The 19194-nt window shown below is 61.5% G+C and carries 18 protein-coding genes; 5 read left to right on the top strand and 13 right to left on the bottom strand.

Annotated features, from left to right (window positions below; genetic code table 11):
- Positions 1–144 precede the first annotated feature (144 nt).
- The 3 genes from hisG to hisS form a co-directional block, all read right to left on the bottom strand.
- Complete coding sequence (hisG, locus tag AC1D06_RS14075) at positions 145–837, bottom strand: ATP phosphoribosyltransferase (RefSeq protein ID WP_477881260.1); 693 nt, start codon at positions 835–837, stop codon at positions 145–147.
- On the bottom strand, positions 834–1958 hold the full coding sequence (locus AC1D06_RS14070) for an ATP phosphoribosyltransferase regulatory subunit (protein ID WP_477986689.1): 1125 nt from the start codon (positions 1956–1958) through the stop codon (positions 834–836). Before AC1D06_RS14070 ends, hisG begins: the two co-directional genes overlap by 4 nt.
- A 258-nt stretch (positions 1959–2216) precedes the next feature.
- Positions 2217–3731 (bottom strand): histidine--tRNA ligase, encoded by a 1515-nt coding sequence (gene hisS, locus AC1D06_RS14065; protein WP_477986688.1) that lies wholly within the window; start codon positions 3729–3731, stop codon positions 2217–2219.
- Positions 3732–3845: 114 nt separating this feature from the next.
- On the opposite strand from hisS, the gene AC1D06_RS14060 reads away from it, so the two are divergent.
- Both AC1D06_RS14060 and AC1D06_RS14055 read left to right on the top strand, forming a co-directional pair.
- The gene (locus AC1D06_RS14060; RefSeq protein WP_477881265.1) at positions 3846–4601 is read left to right on the top strand and encodes a hypothetical protein; all 756 of its coding nucleotides are present in this window, start codon (positions 3846–3848) and stop codon (positions 4599–4601) included.
- Between the two features lie 121 nt (positions 4602–4722).
- Positions 4723–5715 (top strand): aldo/keto reductase, encoded by a 993-nt coding sequence (locus tag AC1D06_RS14055; protein ID WP_477986687.1) that lies wholly within the window; start codon positions 4723–4725, stop codon positions 5713–5715.
- Here AC1D06_RS14055 and AC1D06_RS14050 read toward each other — a convergent pair.
- From AC1D06_RS14050 to AC1D06_RS14025, 6 genes are all read right to left on the bottom strand, one after another.
- Positions 5702–6550, bottom strand: coding sequence for an MOSC domain-containing protein (locus AC1D06_RS14050; protein WP_477986686.1), 849 nt, complete (start codon positions 6548–6550; stop codon positions 5702–5704). The two genes, AC1D06_RS14055 and AC1D06_RS14050, sit on opposite strands and share 14 nt — an antisense overlap.
- Positions 6547–7206 carry an HD domain-containing protein gene (locus AC1D06_RS14045; protein WP_477881269.1) on the bottom strand — a complete coding sequence of 220 codons (660 nt, stop codon included), beginning with the start codon at positions 7204–7206 and terminating at the stop codon, positions 6547–6549. The genes AC1D06_RS14050 and AC1D06_RS14045 overlap by 4 nt, the downstream gene beginning before the upstream one ends.
- 45 nt (positions 7207–7251) lie before the next feature.
- On the bottom strand, positions 7252–8265 hold the full coding sequence (locus AC1D06_RS14040) for an acyltransferase family protein (RefSeq protein ID WP_477986685.1): 1014 nt from the start codon (positions 8263–8265) through the stop codon (positions 7252–7254).
- A 74-nt stretch (positions 8266–8339) separates the two neighbouring features.
- A complete protein-coding gene (locus AC1D06_RS14035) occupies positions 8340–11282 on the bottom strand; it encodes a DUF2339 domain-containing protein (RefSeq protein WP_477986684.1) in 2943 nt (980 codons plus the stop codon).
- 185 nt (positions 11283–11467) lie between these two features.
- Positions 11468–12199, bottom strand: coding sequence for a DNA repair protein RecO (recO, locus tag AC1D06_RS14030; RefSeq protein WP_477986683.1), 732 nt, complete (start codon positions 12197–12199; stop codon positions 11468–11470).
- A gap of 1 nt (position 12200) precedes the next feature.
- The gene (locus AC1D06_RS14025; RefSeq protein WP_477986682.1) at positions 12201–12818 is read right to left on the bottom strand and encodes a DNA-3-methyladenine glycosylase I; all 618 of its coding nucleotides are present in this window, start codon (positions 12816–12818) and stop codon (positions 12201–12203) included.
- 196 nt (positions 12819–13014) lie between these two features.
- Between AC1D06_RS14025 and AC1D06_RS14020 the strand changes: the two genes are divergently transcribed.
- The 3 genes from AC1D06_RS14020 (at position 13015) to AC1D06_RS14010 (ending at position 15535) form a co-directional block, all read left to right on the top strand.
- Positions 13015–13794 (top strand): L,D-transpeptidase, encoded by a 780-nt coding sequence (locus tag AC1D06_RS14020; RefSeq protein WP_477881275.1) that lies wholly within the window; start codon positions 13015–13017, stop codon positions 13792–13794.
- 131 nt (positions 13795–13925) lie between these two features.
- Complete coding sequence (locus AC1D06_RS14015; protein ID WP_477881277.1) at positions 13926–14624, top strand: L,D-transpeptidase; 699 nt, start codon at positions 13926–13928, stop codon at positions 14622–14624.
- A 212-nt stretch (positions 14625–14836) separates the two neighbouring features.
- On the top strand, positions 14837–15535 hold the full coding sequence (locus AC1D06_RS14010) for an outer membrane protein (protein ID WP_477881278.1): 699 nt from the start codon (positions 14837–14839) through the stop codon (positions 15533–15535).
- Here the strand turns inward: AC1D06_RS14010 and AC1D06_RS14005 are convergent, their stop codons facing one another.
- From AC1D06_RS14005 to glcE, 4 genes are all read right to left on the bottom strand, one after another.
- On the bottom strand, positions 15536–15949 hold the full coding sequence (locus AC1D06_RS14005) for a hypothetical protein (RefSeq protein WP_477881279.1): 414 nt from the start codon (positions 15947–15949) through the stop codon (positions 15536–15538). It abuts the gene before it with no gap.
- Positions 15950–15985: 36 nt separating this feature from the next.
- On the bottom strand, positions 15986–16450 hold the full coding sequence (locus AC1D06_RS14000; protein ID WP_477986681.1) for a hypothetical protein: 465 nt from the start codon (positions 16448–16450) through the stop codon (positions 15986–15988).
- A gap of 49 nt (positions 16451–16499) precedes the next feature.
- Positions 16500–17798 (bottom strand): glycolate oxidase subunit GlcF, encoded by a 1299-nt coding sequence (glcF, locus tag AC1D06_RS13995; protein ID WP_477881281.1) that lies wholly within the window; start codon positions 17796–17798, stop codon positions 16500–16502.
- A gap of 187 nt (positions 17799–17985) precedes the next feature.
- Entirely contained in the window at positions 17986–19179 is a 1194-nt protein-coding gene (glcE, locus tag AC1D06_RS13990) for a glycolate oxidase subunit GlcE (RefSeq protein ID WP_477881283.1), read from the bottom strand.
- Positions 19180–19194: the final 15 nt, after the last annotated feature.

Below are 19194 nucleotides of genomic sequence, written 5' to 3'. Positions count from 1 at the left end.
ACATGCACGCTCGGACTGTGGCAGCCGGGCGCCGCAAATACTCAATCGCTTCAGATGCAGAATTTTGACAGAAAGGTTGATATCAACTCATCATGAACGCGTCAAACGGCCAATGGGCGAAGCCTGCAAGATTGCGAATGGATATCAGGTCGCAGCCCGGACCTTTGCGACGATATCGGCAATCCGTGCATTGCCTTCATGCTCCGGCTTTCGGGCGCGGACAAGGCAGGCTTCGGATTTGAGGACGACGCCATCCGAAAGGATTCTCAGATGGTTGGCCTTGAGCGTCGAGCCGGTCGAGGTGATGTCGACGATGATATCGGCCTGACCGGCTGCCGGCGCGCCTTCGGTGGCGCCGAGACTTTCAACGATGCGGTAGAGTTGGATGCCGTGCTTGGAGGAGAAGAATTGCTGTGTCAGCCGCCAATATTTGGTGGCGATCTCCAGGCGGCGGCCGTGGCGGGCGCGGAAATCCGCAGCGACGTCGCCCAGATCGGCCATGCTGTCGACGTCGAGCCAGATTTCCGGCACGGCGACGACGACATCGGCATGGCCGAAGCCGAGCCTAGCGCAGAATTCGGCCTTCTTGTCCGCCTCGGCCAGGTCTTCGCGCACCAGATCCTCGCCAGTGACACCGAAATCGACCGTGCCGGCACCGATCTCGCGGGCGATCTCGGACGCCGACAGGTAAGCGATCTCGATATCATCGGCGCCCTCGACGCGACCGCGATAGGAGCGGTCACTGCCGACGGCGGCGATTTTCAGGCCGGCGCGTTCGAAAATCGCCGAGGCATCGTCTTTCATCCGGCCCTTGGAGGGCAGAGCGATGGTGATCATGCGCGTTCCCCTCTCGCGGTTTCGATCCGATCGAGCCAGAGCGAGAAGCCGACAGCCGGAATTTCCTCGGCCGCACCCAACAGTGTCAGCATCCGGTCGAAACGACCGCCACCGGCCAGCACGCGATGGTCGCCGCGTAAGCCAACCTCGAACACCAGACCGGTGTAATAATCGAGCGGACGGCCGAAGGCGGCGCGCCAGGTGATGTCGGAGAGTTTCACACCAGCATTGGCGAAGGCGGCAACGCGGGCATCGAATTGGTTGACCGCGCCTTCAAGCGGCAAGCCGGTGCTTTTGGCAAAATCGGTGAGCACGCCCGGCGCATAGCGCAGGCTGACATTCAGTGAGAGGAATTCGCGCAGCACATCCAGCTTGGCGGGATCGAGCGATGTGTCGGCCAGCGCCAGTTTTTCCTTGAGACGGCGGGCAATGTCTTTTGGCGCACGGCTGGCATTGGTGAGATAGCCAGTGACCTGCATCCGGTTGTCGATCCAGGCGACGAGGCCACCGTCGTCGCCGCTTGCCAGCAGTGCCTCGATTTCGGGAGCAAGGCCCTGGACCTGTTCAGGCTTGGCGAGGCGCAGCATCAGCGCCTCCAACTGTTCCTGCTCGCCAAAAGCGTGGATCAGCCGTTTCTGCCAGCCGGCAGGTAGGCCAAGGGCGGCGACCACCGCCTCGAACACAGCCTGGTCGCCCATGGTGACCGACAGCGCTTTGCCTGGGAGCAGTTGGCTGAGAATGGTCATAGCGTCGGCAACGGCGCGCGCATCGGCGCTCGCCGTGTCGCGTGTGCCGAGATCCTCGATACCGGCCTGATAGAACTCATTGCTGCCGTCGCGCCGCTGGCGAAAAACTTCGCCGAGATAGGAATAGCGTTTCGGCGTGCCGGTGGCCGATTCGATATGGCGCCGGCAAACGGGAATGGTGAATTCCGGCCGCAGGCAGAGATTCTCGCCGGTCTCGCTCTGGGTCAGGAAGATGCGGCGGCGTAGGTCTTCGCCGGCTATGTCGAGGAAGGGCTCGGCCGGCTGGATGACGGGTGTGTCGACGCGTTCGGTCTTCAATTGGCCGAAGAGCGAGAGGAGGTCGGGGGCGAAGTCGGGGAGGTTGATCAGGGCCATGACGTGGCTCCGATGATGCTTTTGTCTGTCGTGCCCTTGCATTCACCCCTCACCAAGCGCGCCCAAGCACTCGACTTCGTCTCGCGCGGGCTTGCTATCCTCCCCCACAAGGGGAGAGGTAAGGTGCCCCGAACGGCCGTCTCAATTGTGGCAAGGCCGTGCCGCAGGTTTTCCTCTCCCCTTGTGGGAGAGGATACGAAGGCCGCGAGAGGCGGAGCCGATCGCTTGGCCGAAGTTGGTGAGGGGTAATCCCACATCTCAGCCAGACCGCTTCCGATCCTCGGCCTGATCGGCCAGCATTTCACGAACCTTGGCGACAAGTTCGCCCTCGGCCACCGACACCTGTGCCACGCGCGCTCCGCGCCAAGCAACATTGTCGGTGATCTCGCCGGAGAGGCGCTTGCCCTCGATCAGATCCTTGATCTGAACCACGCCCTGCGCACGTTCGTCGCCACCCTGGATGATGGCGAGCGGTGCGCCACGGCGGTCGGCATATTTCAGCTGGTTGCCGAAATTCTTCGGATTGCCCTGGTACATTTCGGCACGGATGCCGGCATGACGCAGCTCCTGGACGAATTTCTGGTAGCGGCCGAGGCTTTCGACGTCGCGGTCCATGACGCAGACGACGACGGGAGCGATCACTTCATCGGCGCCGAGCTTGCCGAGATTCTTCAGCGCCGTCATCAAGCGTGAGACGCCAATGGAAAAGCCCGTGGCCGGCACCGGCTGGCCCATGAAACGGGAGACGAGACCGTCGTAACGGCCGCCGCCGCCGACGGAGCCGAAGACGACCTTTTCGCCCTTTTCGTTGGTGACGTCGAAGAGCAGTTCGGCTTCGAAAACCGGGCCGGTATAATATTCGAGGCCACGGACGACGGAGGGGTCGATCTTGATGCGAGTTGTATCGTAACCACCGCTGACGGCGAGCGCGCCGATCGTGTTGAGTTCGTCGACGCCTTCCTGGCCCTTGGTCGTGCCAGCGAGCAGTTTGGCGAGATCATCGGCGCTTGCCGCATAGTCCTTGATGCCGACGAAGAACAGGACCTTGTCGATCTGCTCATCGCCAAGGCCAGCGCCCTTGGTGAAGTCGCCGGATTCGTCCTTACGGCCGGTGCCGAGCAAGAGCCTGACGCCCTCGGTGCCGAACTTGTCGAGCTTGTCGATGGCGCGCAAAACCGTCAGGCGACGGCCGGCATTGTCTTCGCCGCCGAGGCCGATGGCTTCCATGACGCCGTCGAGCACTTTGCGGTTGTTCACCCGGATCACGTAGTCGCCGCGCTTGATGCCGAGCGCTTCCATCGTATCGGCCATCATCATGCACATTTCGGCATCCGCCTGAACGCCGGCGGCGCCGACCGTGTCGGCGTCGAACTGCATGAACTGGCGGAAGCGTCCGGGGCCGGGCTTTTCGTTGCGGAAGACGTAGCCGGCGCGATAGGTGCGGTAGGGGAGCTGGATTTCCTGGAAATTTTCCGCGACATGGCGGGCGAGCGGCGCGGTCAGGTCATAGCGCAGGCTCATCCATTGCTCGTCATCGTCCTGCAGCGAGAAGACGCCTTCGTTCGGCCGGTCGCTGTCGGGCAGGAATTTACCCAGCGCATCGGTATATTCGAACAGCGGCGTCTCGACCGGATCGAAGCCGTAGCGCTCATAGACTTCGCGGATTTTTGCGGTCATCTCGTTGACCGCACGAATGTCGGATGCCTCGCGGTCGACGAAGCCGCGCGGCAGGCGGGCCTTCAATTTTTGCGGCTTCTTGGGCTTGTCATTCATGGCGGGCGGTCCGGGCGTGATGGCTTTGCGGCTTGCTCTAACGGATTGACGAATAAGCGGCAAGAGTTATGCGCAACGGTTTGAGAACCGGCAAGAATCTCCTATTCAGGCGACATGCTGCTCGAAGCCCTGAATTTCGCCGCTACCTATGCGCAGTCGCCGCGCCGCAAGGCCGGTGAAATCAATTCTTCGGTCATGCTCTGGGCGCGGGCGCGGCGTTGCGCGCGAGCCTGGGCGGCACATGAGCAGAATTGCCGGGCCTTCATCCAGAAGGCGATGGAGGCTTTGCCCAAACGGCGGGTGGCGGTTGTGCTCGGTTCCGGCCTGCTGCGCGACGTGCCGATCGAAGCCCTTTCCCGGAATTTCGACGAAATCCGGCTCTACGACCTGCAGCATCTGGCGAGCGTCAGGACATGGGCGACGCTGAAAGGTCTTCGCAATCTGCGCTTCGAGCATCGCGACATAGCGGGCTTTTCGGGAATCGGCGAAGGCCGTGTGCCAGGACCGCTTGATTTCCTCGACGCAATCGCCGATCTCGATTTCGTCATCTCCGCCAATGTCATTTCGCAAATCGGCATCGGGCTCGGCGGCGTGGTCGGCAAGGATGGTGCTCTGCCAAACGATACGATAGCCCGCTTGCTGCAGGCGCATATCGACGGGCTGAAGGCGCTTGGCGGGAAAAGCTGCCTCTTGACCGACACCTCCTATGACGTCGTCGACAAGGCAGGCATGGTCGTCGAACACGATGACCTGATGCGTGGCATCACCCTGCCCGCACCTGAGGCCGAATGGCTCTGGCCGGTGGCGCCGTTCGGCGAAGTCGATCCGAACTGCCAGGCCATTCACCGCGTTATGGCGGCAGTGCTGTAGCCTGCAAGCTTGGCGCCGAATTGGCATTTTTCAATTTTGAACGATCGGCTGCAATTTTTGGGCTTTATTCAACTGATGGCGCGGCCTAGCTTCCGCGCGCAAAGCCATGGGAGGATATTAGATGGCGTCCACCGACATCACACTCTGGAACGGCAAGACAATCCCGCGTCTCGGCATGGGTTGCTGGGCGATCGGCGGCCTCTACTACAAGGGCGACATGCCGCTCGGTTGGGGCGAAGTCGATGACGACGAGTCGGTCGCAGCAATCCACAAGGCGCTCGATCTCGGTATCCGCTTCTTCGACACGGCGTCCAACTATGGCGCCGGTCATTCCGAGATCGTGCTGGGGCAGGCACTGGCCGGGCTCGACGACGTTATCATCGCCACCAAATTCGGCAATGTCAGCGATCCCGACACACGGCAATCCACAGGCGTGTGCGCCGACGAGGCCTATATCCGCGACTCCGTCGACACCTCGCTTCGCCGGTTGAGGCGCGACCGGTTGGACCTGCTGCAATTTCATCTCAACGACTTTCCGCTGGAAGAATCGGATGCAGTGTTCGACGTGCTCGGACGGTTGCGCGAGGAAGGCAAGATCGCGGCCTTCGGCTGGAGCACCGACTTTGCAGATCGCGCGGCACGGCATGCCGGTCGCAGCGGCTTCGTCGCGGTGCAACACCAGATGAACGTCTTCTCGCGGGCCGATGAAGTATTGAAGGTCATCGAGAGCAACAACCTTGTTTCGATCAATCGTGGTCCATTGGCGATGGGGTTGCTGAGCGGCAAGTACAGGCCGGACACGCAGATCGCGGCCAACGATGTCCGGGCTTCCGGCGTCAACTGGATGATCTATTTCCAGGATGGCCGCGTGGCGCCCGAATTTGCCGGCCGGCTCGATGCAGTCAGGGATTTGCTGCAGAGCGGTGGCCGGACGCTGTCGCAGGGTGCGCTCGCCTGGCTCTGGGCCAAATCGCCGCGCACGCTGCCGATCCCCGGCTTCCGCACGGTGGCGCAGGTAGAGGAGAATGTCGGAGCCCTGGACAAGGGGCCGCTGTCCGCTTCCGTCATGGCCGGGATCGATGCGGCGCTCGGCGCGCTGGCTAACGCCGCCTGATCGGCCATCCCTCCGGACGCTCGGCCACGACCGACACCGGGTCGCCGATAGCGATCCGGCCGGTGCTGCGCGGCACGACATTCCAGCCGAACAGCACGCCGGTCACGCGACGATCGTCTGACATCCGAAGCCTGCGCATTGCCGGCATCGGATCGGGGCCGCCGCGTTCGCCGGTCAACTGGTCCTGCGTCGTCATGATGCAGCGGGTGCAGGGTTTTACCAGTTCGTAACGGATACCGGCGATCTCGACCGCCGCCCAGCGGTCGTCGGCGAAGGGTTCGTCATCCTCGACGACGATGTTGGGGCGGAAGCGATCCATGCCGAATGTCTCGGCACCCATGGCCTGCGTCATATCGGTCAGCGCCCTGAGCGACCCGGTCGTGGCGATCAGGATCGGATAGCCGTCGGCAAAACCGGTTTGCACGCCCTCGCCGGCCCAGGTGGCGCTGCAGGGCCGGACCGTGCCGTCGTCGGCATGGACAAGGCGCACCGGCGCGGCCAGCCAGGCGCTGAGCGTCATATTGACAGCGTCCGAAGCGACGCTGGCATTGGTCGGCGTGCCCCAGATGTCGACATCGACGCGACGGTCGGGGTCGAAGGTCACCGTCAGATGCTCTTCGCTGCCGGCCTTGGAGAGATGCAGCGCGCCGTGCGATGCGACGGCCGTCACCTGCGCCAAAGCCTGCAATTCCCGCTGGGTGATGAATTTGCCGTCGCGGTCCACGACCATGTAACGGCGGTCACCCGACAGACCCCAGGGCGTCACCTCGGCTTGGTCCTGATCGATAACGCGGCCGCTTTTCAGGGGATAGATGTGCAGCGATTTGACCTTCACGCGCCGATTTCCTCCAGCATCATATCCCGGAAAAGGTGGAGCCGGCGATGACGCTCCGCGGCCATTGTCCGTCCCGCCTCGGTCTGAAAACCATCCGCGAGCTTGAACAGCTTGGCGGGAAAATGCTCCAGCGCAAAGCGCTTGTCGTCAAGCGGCCGCTCCTCGGCTCGCGGGTTCGACGGATCGTAAAGAAGCGAGCCCATGCGGCCGCCGATATAAAAAAGCCGTGCGACGCCGATCATGCCGATGGCGTCGAGCCTGTCGGCATCCTGGAGAATTTTTGCCTCCAGAGTTTCAGGCGGGATAGCCGCAGAAAAACTATGGGCGGCGATGGCATGGGCGCAAGCCTTGATGCGCTCTTTCTCCCATCCCATTTCGGCCAGGATGTCGCTTGCCTTCTCCGCCGCCAGCCGTGAGGCCTGGGACCGGAGCGGTGAATTCTTTTCGACGGAGACGCAATCATGCAGCAGCACGGCGGCGGCGAGCATCTCGCCATCGCCCCCCTCCTCAGCATGAATCTGCATGGCATTGGCAAACACCCGGCCGATATGGCCGATGTCATGCGCGCCGTCGTCGCTGGCGACCGCGTGCGGAATCAGCTTTTCGGCAAGTTGTTCAAAGGGCTTGAAGATCGGGGCGAAATCATTGTGCTGCATGCCCCTCTTCTAAAGGCTTTCAGGGCCGAAGGGAATGTCGAAAGACTATTCCGCGGCAACCGGCACCGGGCGCTGCCGGTTGCGCCAGAGCCCGGTGAGGAAGCGCCGCGAGGGGTCCTCGATCACAGTGTAGCTTGCCCAGGCGACGAGATAGGCGAGCGCGATCGACAGCGCGAGCGCGGCTTCCACCGGCAGGAAATGGAAGAAGTGCATGCCGAGGAACATGATCGGCAGGTGGAAGAGATAGAGCGAGAAGCTGATCTTGCCAACGAACGCCAGAGGCTTCGAGGCAAGAACGGCCGCAGAAATCCGGTTGCCGCAGGCGGCCAGATAGACGATCACCGTCCCGGTCAGCGCCGAACTTATGCCCCAGAAGGACGTCTTGAGCGGCCAGAAACCGCGCGCGACGATGAAGAAGACCAGGAGGGCAAGGACCGCAATGCCGGTTATGTCGCCGTCCGGATGGTTTTTCTGCTGGCCATAGAAGCGGCCGGCAAGTGCGCCAAAGAGGAAATAGGGCAGTTTCGACGTCAGCAGGATGCCGGGGCCGGGAAAGTCAAAATAGGTGTCGACGACCAGGAAGGCGGCGGTTGCCACCGCGACGATCTGATATTTCCTGGGATCGCTGAACCAGAGCCAGATCAGCAGGAAGAAGATGTAGAACTGGATTTCCGGCGGGATCGACCAGAAGACGCCGGTCGAGCCGAGGAGCAGCACGTGGCGCAGCAGTTCCGTGGTTCCGGTAATCGGATGGATATATTCGGCGCCGTAGATCGCCGACAGCGCCGCGACGAACAGCACCGCCACGAGATAGACCGGATAGATGCGGGCGAAGCGGTGGACGAGATAGTCTCCGGCCGCCACAGCACGATTGCCGTAGAGCAGCGCCATCAGGAAGCCGCTGAGCGAGAAGAAGATCGCAACGGCCTCGTCGCCGGTCGGCAGGTTGATCCAGGGATTGGACGACGGATAGAAGAAGTTGATATGCGCATAGACCACGGCCGACGCGGCAATGCCGCGCAGACCGTCAAGGCTGCCAATCCTGAAATCCTGCGCCATCGAAAAACCTGCTCCGGTCCGCGGGCCCATGCGGACGACCGGATCGACGTTAGGCGTCTGGCGTTAACGATCGGTCAACGGCCGCCTTCTTCGGCTGGCGTGTCGGAAGACGGCATCGGAATGTCCGCTTTCGGCACATCCTTGTTCAGGCCGGTGAGGATCGTCTGGTAGAAGCGTCCAATTCCGATCAGAGCGACGCCGAGACCGATGAAGGAGAGCACGCGGAACAGGCCTTCGAGATTGGCCATGTCGACCAGGAACACCTTGACCACGGCGATCAGCACCAGCACGGCAGAGGCGATGCGCAGGCTCTTTGCGCGGAAGCGGTAGCCGACGACCAGAAGCGCGACGCCGAGCAGCAGCCAGACCACCGAATAGGTGTAGAGTTCGGGCTGCAGGAAGCCCTTCCACTCCGAAATGTCGGCACCGTGAAACGTGCGGCGCACCGTCAGCGACACATAGGCAAAGAGCAGGCTCGCCCCGGTCAGCGCCAGAGCGATGACATAGTGCAGCGGCCGGCGCCCGCGGGCGAACAGGGCGGCGAAGCCATAGGCGAGACCCGGCAGGAGATAGGCAAGGAAAAGCAGGTTGAAGACCGGTATCTTGCCGGTCGGCTCGCCGGTGAAATAGGGGTTGAGGCCGACATAGTGAGCGGAAATCACGAAGACCATAGAGATATAGCCGACCGCCATCGAGCCGGTGCGGAAGACGATGCTCGGCTGGCGCAGATCGAGCGCCATCAGTGTCACGGAAGCGCCGATGGTGAGCAGCGTATAGATCGACTGTTCGGCCAGCGTCTCAGTGGCATCGTTGAGCACGCCGCCATTCATCGCATGGCGGACCAGGATGGCGATGGTCAGCAGCGCAAACAGGCTGGCAAGCGCCTCGAGCACGCTGCGGATGCGCAGATCCGGGCTGTTGCGCATCAGCCAGGCGGAGATGATGAGAAGCAGCGACGGTATGCCATAGCCGAGCAATAGCGCGTTGAAGACGGGCGTCTTGGAAAGGTGCGTGACGCCGACGATGGTCGGTTCCCAGGCGATGCGGCCGGCGACGAAGATCGCTGCGGCAGCCATCGCCCAGGGCAGGCTCGGCCAGGCTTTTGCACGGCCGGCAAGAAGATAGATGAAGCCGAGGATGGCGGCGCCGATCGTGGTCGGGGCGTCGTTGGTCATCACCAGGAGCGCGTAGAGGAAGCTCGCCCAGGACGCGGCGACGAAGAGATCACGGGTGAAGACGTAGCGGCCGTCGAATTCCGGCGACCGGAAGGTCATGAACGCTCCGGCCAGATAGGCGAAACCGAGGACGATCGCGAATAGGCCGTGCTGCAGATCGAAGAAATAGTTGCCGAAATAGACGAAGCTGATGGTGGCGAGCGCCAGCGGAGTGACGGCCGAGATGACGCTCCAGACGATCGTGTGCGGGCTCTGTTCGCCGCGACGCAACAGGTTGAGCGCGATGCCCATGGCGGCGAAGAAGGCGCCGAGGCCAAGTGCGATCCAGGTGACGAGGACCGGGTCGAAATAGACCGGTGCTTTGGGAGCCGTGGTCGTGTTGGTGGCGAAAGTCGAGGTGCTCGTTGCGGCAACGACGACATTGAGGCCGCCGAGTGCTGCGATGGCGGAGAAGATCGCCGGGTAGATCGCATATTTCCGCGCCGCGCCGAATAGCGCCAGCGCAAGGGTGAGCACGATAAAGCCCGTAAAAATGTAACCGCTGCTAACGAGATCGGGCGCGAGGAAGATGACGGCTGTGATAGTGGTGCCAATCGCCGCGACGAGGGTGCTTGCCATGTGCGGCGGCGCGAGCAGCAATTCCCAGGGGCTCGTGGTCTTGATCGGCGTCCTCTCAATGGCCGGCACCTCAGCGCTCTCTGGCTGTTCGGCGCCTTCCGGCACAACGGCTTCACTTTCCAGCGGTTCAGTCGCGGGCACCGAGGGAGCGGATGTCAAACGTCCGGGCCAGATAAAGGCAAGCCCGGCAATCATGATCAGTAGGGTGAGCACGACCGGCAGGACCTGGAAGGGATTGGCGCCCATGACATAGAGAATGGCCCAGCCCACCAGTCCGGCATTGGCGATGGCTGGTGTCACCCGCCATTGCCTGAGCTTGGAGGCAAGCGTGCCGGCGATCCAGGCGATCGACAGGAAGCCGAACAGCGGCCAGGGGCTCGGATGCTCGGAGTGGACAAGCAATGGCGTCACGAAGGAGGCGATCAATCCCAGGCCCGCCAATCCCTGGCCGTGCAGCAGCGATAGCGCCAGCGTCGCCAGCGAAATAGCGCAGAGCAGCAGGAAGGTCGTGGCCGGGCCGATATAGGCGTAGATTTCGTGGGAAGCGAACACCACGCCGAACAGGGTCAACGAACCGGCGGCGGTGAGGACACCCGGGATCATTGCATTGGCGAAGGTCTTGGCAGTGTCGAGCGCGGTGCGGCGGCGCAGCACTTCGCCGACAACCATCAGCGTCAAGCCGAAGAGAGCCGCGAGCGACAAACGCACGGCGGGGCTGAGAAGCCCCTGGTCAATCGAATATTTGACCGCGAAAATGCCGGCGAAGGCCAATGCGAGGCCGCCAACCCAGACGGTCCAGCGGGCGGCGAGCTTGGATTCGAGGCTTTCCTTGGGTTTTGCCGGTTCGGTCACGGCGGCAGGGCTGGCTGCGGTTTCGGCTATGGGAGGAACGGCTTCTGAGAAGGCAGCGGCCTCGGCTGCGGCTTGTTCGCGCGCCGCGTCTTCGAGCGCAGGTTCTGCATTTTCCTGTTCAGTGACTTCAGAAGCGGCTTCCGGCTGGCCGACGTCGACCAAAGCGCCGCGCTCGTCCTGTACCTGTTCGACATGCGGTGCTTCCATTGGCACAGCATTTTGCGAGACGGGACCGCCCCTGAGCGCCTCGATCCGCTTCAATTCACCCTTAAGCGCGGCGATCTCGGTCTCCAGTCGGGCGCGAACGCCGCGGGCGGAGGCAAGGGCCGCGATCGCCAGCGCGATGGATATCAGCGAGATCAAATCGAACATCGTGGACGAATAGCCTTTCCGGCAGCGCCAGGCGCCGCCATTGTCTGTCGGTGCGGGAGACGTTTGGCCAATGGATTTTATTTAGCCGGCATGCTGTCCGTAAGATTTATTCCCCCATGCCGATGATGCCGAAAATTTCCGAAAGCGCAATCGTGCGGGGCAAATCGCAAATAGCGTCTGCACCTTCATCTCCCAAATGCGTCCAAAACTGCCTGCACAAACCCCTCTCGTGCCGAAACCGGCTCGATTCCACGCGGCTCATAGACATGCCGCACCAGAAAATATTGCGTCAGACGGAAGGCATCGGCAAGGCTGGCGCGGTCTGCCGCCACCCGCGACGTCGGCTTGAGAAATTCCGGCAGGTTGAAGAGCTTGTCGTGATAGGGCTGTCCGGCATCGCGGCTCACCGCCCTGCCCGATTTCGGCGACACATAGTCGAGATTTTCGCGGCTGCCGGTCGAGGCACATTGGCTGAGATCGAGGCCGAAGCCGAGGTCGTTGAGAACCGCGAGTTCGAAGCGGATATAAAGCTCGCCGGCCTCCGACGGGTCGCCGAGATGATCGAGCACGATATTCAACATGTCATAGAGATGCGCATGCGGGTCGCGCTCAGGCAACAGCCGGAGCAATGCTGCCAGCGCCTGGACGGCGTGCAGGCTGGCGGCGTGCTCCATCAACTGGGCGGCGCGATAATCGAGCGGTTCGATCGAGAAATTGCCGAGATGCTCGTCGAGCCGCGCCCGCCAATTGACTTCGACGCGGTTGCCCGGCTGCAGCACCGGCTGCATGCTGCGCGAGCGGCCGTTGCGGAGCAGTCCGAGATGGCGGCCACGACCGCGTGTCATCACCTCGGCGATGACACTGGTCTCGCCGTGGCGCTTGACGCCGAGGATGACCGCTTCGTCGGCCCATTCCATGCTACCGACCTCGCTGAGCCAAGGCGATCGGCCGGCAATAGCAGCCGTCGAGATGGTCGTTGACCAAGCCCATGGCCTGCATGAAGGCGTAAACCGTCGTCGGGCCGACAAAGGTCCAGCCGCGCTTCTTCAAATCCTTGGACAGTTTCTGCGAGGCGGGTGAAATCGGGTTGGCTCTCGCCCAGGCGAGATCGATCGCCTCGGGCCGATCGCCAGGCTGTGGCTCATAGCTCCAGAAATAGTCCGACAGCGTGCCGAATTCCCGCTTCAGCTCGATCGCCCGCTTGGCATTGTTGATGGTCGAGGCGATTTTGCCGCGATGGCGGACGATGCCCTTGTCGGCGAGCAGCCGCTCCATGTCGGCCTCGTCGAACAGCGCCACCTTTTCGATGTCGAAATTGGCAAAGCCGGCGCGGAAATTCTCACGCTTCCTCAGGATCGTCAGCCAGGAGAGGCCGGACTGGAAGCCTTCGAGGCAGATCTTTTCGAACAGCCGCCGGTCGTCGCGCACCGGAAAGCCCCATTCCTCGTCGTGGTAATGCATATAATCGGCGAGCCCGCCATGCCAGAAGCATCGGGTGCGGCCGTCCTCGCCGGTGATCAGACCATTTTCGCTCATTGGAATCCTTGACTCATTTCGCTGCCGGAAGCCGGTTTACCACTGCGTAACCGTGTTTCCAAACCCTCCGGTAACCCTGACAAAAGGTTTCCTGACAGGGATAAGGTTTAATGAACACCCGTTTACCATTCGCTTGCCAAAGCGGTCGCATGGTCTTGTCATCGACAACATGGCTTTCAAGTTCAGAGTAGGCCCAATGGTGAACAAAACGCTTCTCCTCGCCGCGGCGATGCTCGCCCTGGCACCTCCCGCCCAAGCCGACGACCGTTACAAGATCGTGCGCCCGGTGATCATCGAATCCGGCATTGCCGGACAATGGGTGATGCAGCTTTCCGGTCCGGTCCGCCCGGTCGTCTATCAGCGTGTCAGGCCCACCGCCTCTCGGCAGCGCGTGCAGCCGGTGCAGAACGACCAGGCGACGGTCAACGGCAACGTCTACTACCAGCAGCAATATACCGATCAGCAGGGTCAAGTTCAAAATATTGTCTATCCGGCGAATGATCCGAACTATACAAGGATCGAACCGCAATATCTGCCGCAGATGGTCGCCTACCAGACCAAGGAAAAGCCCGGCACGATCGTCATCGACACCAACAATCGCTTCCTTTACCTGGTGATGAACGATGGAAAGGCCCGTCGCTACGGCGTCGGCGTCGGCAAGCCGGGTTTTGAATGGGCCGGCGTGCACAAGATCACCCGCAAGGCGGAGTGGCCGGACTGGACGCCGCCGTCGCAGATGATCTCCCGCGAGGCCGCCAAGGGTCATTTCCTGCCGGCGCATATGGACGGCGGCGAGGCCAATCCGCTGGGCGCGCGGGCCATGTATATCGGCACGACCGAATACCGTATCCATGGCACCAACGCGCCCTGGACGATCGGCTATGCGGTCTCGTCGGGCTGCATCCGCATGCGCAACCAGGATGTCGTCGATCTTTACGAGCGCGTCGGCGTGGGCACACGCGTGATTGTCATGTAACACCCGGCAAAAAACGCGACGATTCACGGCTTTGTGACTATTGGCAGGCTGAGCTGCGCGCGTTAGCCTGCTTGAAATTATCGACTCACCCGGTAATTTCGATAGATATTTTCGATGTGGGGGATTCTCGAATGCTGAGACTAATGAATGCCGTGACCGCCGGCATTTTCGCAGCCATGAGTCTGTTCGCCGCCGATGCCGGCGCCGTCACTCTGTCCAAGGCCAAGCCCGTCCAGACGACGAGCGACGTGACATCCGTCGTCATCATGAAGGACCCGCCCCCTCAATTTCGCCGCCGTGTGGTGACCTTGGTGACGAGTGAAAAGCCGGGCACGATCATTGTCGATACCAATCACAAATTCCTCTACCATGTGCTGGGCAACAACAAGGCGACGCGCTACGGCATCGGTGTCGGTCGCGAAGGCTTTGGCTGGTCCGGCGTCGTCAAGGTGGCGCTCAAGGCCGAATGGCCCGGCTGGACGCCGCCGAAGGAGATGATCGCCCGCGAGCGCAAGAAGGGCCATATCCTGCCTGATTATCAGGAGGGCGGCATCGACAATCCGCTTGGTGCTCGCGCGCTCTACCTGTTCGGCAAGAAGGGCGATTCCGGCTTCCGCATCCATGGAACGAACCAGCCCTGGACGATTGGCCTCAACATGTCATCGGGCTGCATTCGGATGATGAACAAGGACGTCGAGCATCTCTATGATCGCACGCCTGTCGGAACCAGGGTGATCGTTGTCGGCCCGGGCAACAGACAGGGCAAGGTGGAATTCGCCGACCAGGGCGTCGATTATTTCCGCGACCTGTTCGCCTCCTTCGAACGATAGACCGAAAGACCAATGATTTCGAAGGCCTGCGGCACCCGCCGCAGGCCTTCGCATTTTGCCCCACTGGTACAATCGTGACAAAAATGTTGCCAATCCGGCACAGGCTTTCGCAGAATTGCATTTTTATGAGCGACCCGCATTTTCCGAGCGCCCGCGACACTATATGAAAACCGAAGCGGGTTTCGCCCAGCAACGGGTCAGGGGACAAGTGCATGCATATTCGGATTTCTTCGGCCATCGGCCTTACGCTTCTTTCTCTGACGGCCCTGCCCGCCGTCGCAGGCGATTGGGAAACCTGGATGCCGACGCTGTCGTTCTACGGCGGTTATCAGACGGCAGCCAACAGCAAGACCAAGGTCAGCGACGGCACCGAATTTGAGACGCAATGGGAGGGCAAGTCCTTCTCGATGCCTCCCTATTGGGGCGTCCGCGGCACTTGGTGGCTAAACGGCATAGGCTATGACAATCTCGGCATCGTGCTCGACTACAGCCACACCAAGGTCTATGCCAGCAAGAATACGCTTGCCAATCGGACGCCGGGCTGGACGCACTACGAATTCACCGACGGCCTGAACCTTGCTACCGTCAACGCCGTCTATCGCTTCCCGCAGGCCGGCCAGCCGTGGACGCCCTATATCGGCGCCGGACTTGGCGTCAACATTCCGCATGTCGAAGTGATTCGTCCCAACAAGGCCGGCACCGACACGAACAAGACCTGGAACTACCAGTTGGGTGGCCCCACCGGTCAGTTGATGGGCGGCGTCGAATATCGCTTCACCGATCACATTTCCGGCTTCACCGAACTCAAGCTCAATTATTCGCATGTCGACGTCAACATCGATTCGGGCGACAAGCTGAAGACCAACCTCTTCACCACCGCGATCAACGTCGGCATCAACTATAATTTCTGATCAATCCGCCGAGCAGGCGACGGCGCCATTCTCATGATGAATGGTGCCGTCGGGTAGCGTGAGCCGCAGGTCATAAGTGCCGCGATAGTCTTCTTCCTCCACCGACTTCGAAATGACGACCAGTTGTACGCTGGCGAAATTCTGCGCTTCCGTGCCGATTTGGTCGATCTTCAACCGCACGTCCTTGTCGTCCCACCAGCGTTCGCTGAGAGCGGTGTCGCCGATCTTGAACTCGGCGAGATTCGCCGGCAGTGCGCCTGACGATTTGACCTTGAGCGACCCGGCGATATTGAACCAGCCTCCGGTGCCGTCGCGGCTCGATGCCGCGCTGAAATGAAAGGCAAGATTGGTGTCGTCGGCGTCGCACCAGACGCCGCCGGTCGCCAAAGCGCTGAGCGGCGTGGCGGCAAGCATAAGAATTCCGAAGGCAAGTGAGACGGGTCGCATGGTTCAGCCCGCCGAGCAGGCGACATCGCCTTCCTTGACGATCACCTCACTGTCTTGCCCCTCGACGACCGCCGGCTGGATTTCCAGCCGATACTTTCCGGCATAGCTGAGCTCATCCTCGTCGGCGACGGTCTGGATCGTCAACTTCACCGAGGCGAAGGGCGTCTTCTCGCTTTCGGTTTCGGCATAGAACTGCAGCTTCAAATCCTTGTCCTGATACCATTGCTGGATGAGACGAAATGAGGACGCGTCGAGCTTTTTGAGAGCCGGATCAATCTTGGGATGTTTGGCTTCAAACGCACCCTTGGACTCGTAAAGCGGGCTGTTGGCGGAGTAGCTGAACAGCGCCTCATAATGGAAATCGAGATTGGCGTCGCCGATCTCGCAGTCGAGCCCGCCTGTGGCGAAGGCTTTCGCCGGTAGGCTGGCAAGCAGGCATAGCGCCAGACATTTTATCATCGTCTTCATGATCCGCCCCTTTTGGAAACTTTCCCATCTGACGGATCAAAAGCTGGTTTTATTTCAATCCAGCCGGCTTTCTACCACCATAGGCCCAATTCAGCAGTTCGACAGTGTGTACGACCGGCACGTCCATGCCACCACCGATCTGGGTGATGCAGCCGAGATTTCCCGCCGCGATCACATCCGGCTTCAACGCCCTGAGGTTCCTCACCTTGCGCGCCTTCAGCTGATCGGCGATATCGGATTGCAGCATGTTATAGGTGCCGGCCGAGCCGCAACAAAGGTGGCCCTCCGCCGGATCGCGCACGGTAAAGCCCGCGCGGCGCAGCAGCGATTTCGGCTGTACGGTGATCTTCTGGCCGTGCTGCAACGAACAGGCCGCATGATAGGCGACAACCATGCCTTTCGACGCCTGCTCCGGCAGGTCGAGGCCATCGATATATTCGGCGACATCGCGGGCCATGGCCGAGACTCGTTTTGCCTTTTCGGCGTAGGTCGGGTCAGCCTTGAACATGTGGCCATAGTCCTTGATCGTGTTGCCGCAGCCCGAAGCGGTGATGACTATCGCATCGAGGCCGGCGCTGTCCATCTCGGCAATCCAGGCATCGATATTTTTGCGCGCGGCATCCAAGGCAGGCTTCTCGTGGCCCATATGATGCCTGAGCGAGCCGCAACAGGCCTCGCCCTTCGGCAGTACGACCTCGACGCCGAGATTGGTGAGCAGTTCGATCGCCGCTTCGTTGATGCCCGGATCGATGACGGGCTGGACGCAGCCGGTCAGCATGGCGACCCGCTTCTGTGTCGCGCCCTTGGCCGGAAATGTGCCTGGCTCAGCGAAACGCGACTTCGGCGGCAGCGTGCGCGGTGCAAGCTCGACCATGGCGGCGAAGGATTTCAACGCCGGCACGCGCCGCATCAATCCGGCAAATGGCCGGCCGAGCGCGGCGAGCGTCATCGCGAAGCGGAAACGGTTTGACGAGGGCATGAAATAGGCAAGCAAAGCGCGCTGCAAGCGGCGCATCGGCGGGCGCTTGTAGGTCTTCTCGACATGGATGCGGGCGTGGTCGATCAGATGCATATAATCGACGCCGGAGGGACAGGTGGTCACGCAGGCCAGACAGGAGAGACAGCGATCGACATGCAGCGCCGTCTTCTCGTCTGCGGGACGGTCGTTCTCCAGCATTTCCTTGATCAGGTAGATGCGGCCGCGCGGGCTGTCGAGCTCGTTGCCGAGCGTCACATAGGTGGGACAGGTGGCGGTGCAGAAGCCGCAATGGACGCATTTGCGAACAATGCCTTCGGCTTCGGCGGTCTTGGGATCGGCAAGCTGGGCTGGGGAGAAATTGGTTTGCATCAGATATCCGTCTGATCTTCGCAGTTCAGGTTGAGAGCGACAAAAAGCTCGTCAAGAGATCGAACGGTCGTCACCTCTCCCCGTCGAACAGATTGAATAGCCTCTATCGTCTCAGCGTTGGGGATGATGGGCAACGGGCCGGATATGCCGATTGAGTGCTTTTGAGACACAAGTCTTTTCCTACGCATCAAGCCATCCTCCCTGGATTGAAGATGCCGGTCGGGTCGAATTTCTCTCTAACCCGCGTGTTCAACGCCGCCACCGCTAGTGTCTGAGGCTCGAAGACCGGGATCGCCTGCCGTTCCGCCTCAATGGCGCGCATCAAGGTCGCATGCCCCCCGCCGAAATGTTTTATCCCGGCGCGCAGCACCTCAGCCTCGGGACCAGCCTCCATCCTCAGCCACAGCAAGCCACCTTGCCAGTCATAGTAGCCGTCGATGCCAATCTGCAGGCGCAGCGCCGATAGAAGCTGGTGGCCGGCGGATGGAGCCATCGATACTTTCCAGAGCGGGCGCGGCTTGCCGTCCGCGTGGAACGGTTTCACATCGCGGATTTCGTGCCAGAGGTCGGTGCTACGTTGATGGTCGAGCACAGTCAGCGTAACGTGCTTGAATGCAGCCTTTAGCCGGTCCAGCCGTTCGTCGACGGAAAAGGACATGCCTTCCAAGCGGAGCGTGGTCGCCGCACCGTCGGGAAGGCTGCCGCCGAGAAACTGCCATTTGCAGCTTTCCGGCAGATGTGCCGCGCCAGAAACTTCAACCGACAAAGCAAGCGCCTGGGCCATGCCTTTTGCCGCGGCTTCGTCATCCAAGCCCGAGAGTATAAGCGTAGCCGAGGTTTCCGGCCGCGGCAGGACCTTGAAGGTCAGTTCGGTGATCAGGCCGAGCGTGCCCATCGACCCCGCCATCAGCTTGACGATATCGAGGCCCGTGACATTCTTCATCACCCGGCCGCCGGCATTGATGATTTCGCCCAGGCCGTTGACGAAGCGGACGCCGAGCAGATGGTCGCGCGCCGCGCCTGCCTGGAAACGGCGCGGGCCGGAAATGTTGCAGGCAAACAGGCCGCCTATGGTGGATTCACCTGAAGCACCGTAAATGCCGCGCCAATCAGCCGGTTCGAAGGCGAGCATCTGGTTCTGTTCGTGCAGGGCTTCGAGGATGTCCTTGAGCGGGGTGCCGGCTTTGGCGGTCATGACCAATTCGGCGGGGTTGTAGGCGATGATGCCGGAAAGCGCTTCGGTGGAGAGAATGTCGGAGGTTTCGGTCAAGGCGCCAAGACCGCGTTTGGTGCCGCCGCCGCGGATTTCCAGCGTCAGCTTGCTACGAGCCGCGACTTTGACGAGTTGGGCGGCTTCGGCGTCTGTGTGCGGGGTCAGCATGTAGCGGGCTCCGCG

It is taken from the genome of Rhizobium sp. P2_G2 (genome assembly GCF_056403555.1).
Note: the sequence above shows the minus strand (reverse complement) of the source record. Positions and strands in the feature narration are given on the sequence as shown.

Bases quoted from the DNA above. Each gene is read 5' to 3' on its own strand.
- AC1D06_RS14010 (WP_477881278.1), top strand. From the start codon at position 14,837: ATGCATATTCGGATTTCTTCGGCCATCGGCCTTACGCTTCTTTCTCTG.
- AC1D06_RS14055 (WP_477986687.1), top strand. From the start codon at position 4,723: ATGGCGTCCACCGACATCACACTCTGGAACGGCAAGACAATCCCGCGT.
- recO (WP_477986683.1), bottom strand. From the start codon at position 12,199: ATGGAATGGGCCGACGAAGCGGTCATCCTCGGCGTCAAGCGCCACGGC.
- hisS (WP_477986688.1), bottom strand. From the start codon at position 3,731: ATGAATGACAAGCCCAAGAAGCCGCAAAAATTGAAGGCCCGCCTGCCG.
- AC1D06_RS14070 (WP_477986689.1), bottom strand. From the start codon at position 1,958: ATGGCCCTGATCAACCTCCCCGACTTCGCCCCCGACCTCCTCTCGCTC.
- AC1D06_RS14015 (WP_477881277.1), top strand. From the start codon at position 13,926: ATGCTGAGACTAATGAATGCCGTGACCGCCGGCATTTTCGCAGCCATG.
- AC1D06_RS14025 (WP_477986682.1), bottom strand. From the start codon at position 12,818: ATGAGCGAAAATGGTCTGATCACCGGCGAGGACGGCCGCACCCGATGC.
- glcE (WP_477881283.1), bottom strand. From the start codon at position 19,179: ATGCTGACCCCGCACACAGACGCCGAAGCCGCCCAACTCGTCAAAGTC.
- AC1D06_RS14035 (WP_477986684.1), bottom strand. From the start codon at position 11,282: ATGTTCGATTTGATCTCGCTGATATCCATCGCGCTGGCGATCGCGGCC.
- AC1D06_RS14005 (WP_477881279.1), bottom strand. From the start codon at position 15,949: ATGCTTGCCGCCACGCCGCTCAGCGCTTTGGCGACCGGCGGCGTCTGG.
- hisG (WP_477881260.1), bottom strand. From the start codon at position 837: ATGATCACCATCGCTCTGCCCTCCAAGGGCCGGATGAAAGACGATGCC.
- AC1D06_RS14040 (WP_477986685.1), bottom strand. From the start codon at position 8,265: ATGGCGCAGGATTTCAGGATTGGCAGCCTTGACGGTCTGCGCGGCATT.
- AC1D06_RS14000 (WP_477986681.1), bottom strand. From the start codon at position 16,450: ATGAAGACGATGATAAAATGTCTGGCGCTATGCCTGCTTGCCAGCCTA.
- AC1D06_RS14060 (WP_477881265.1), top strand. From the start codon at position 3,846: ATGCTGCTCGAAGCCCTGAATTTCGCCGCTACCTATGCGCAGTCGCCG.
- glcF (WP_477881281.1), bottom strand. From the start codon at position 17,798: ATGCAAACCAATTTCTCCCCAGCCCAGCTTGCCGATCCCAAGACCGCC.
- AC1D06_RS14020 (WP_477881275.1), top strand. From the start codon at position 13,015: ATGGTGAACAAAACGCTTCTCCTCGCCGCGGCGATGCTCGCCCTGGCA.
- AC1D06_RS14045 (WP_477881269.1), bottom strand. From the start codon at position 7,206: ATGCAGCACAATGATTTCGCCCCGATCTTCAAGCCCTTTGAACAACTT.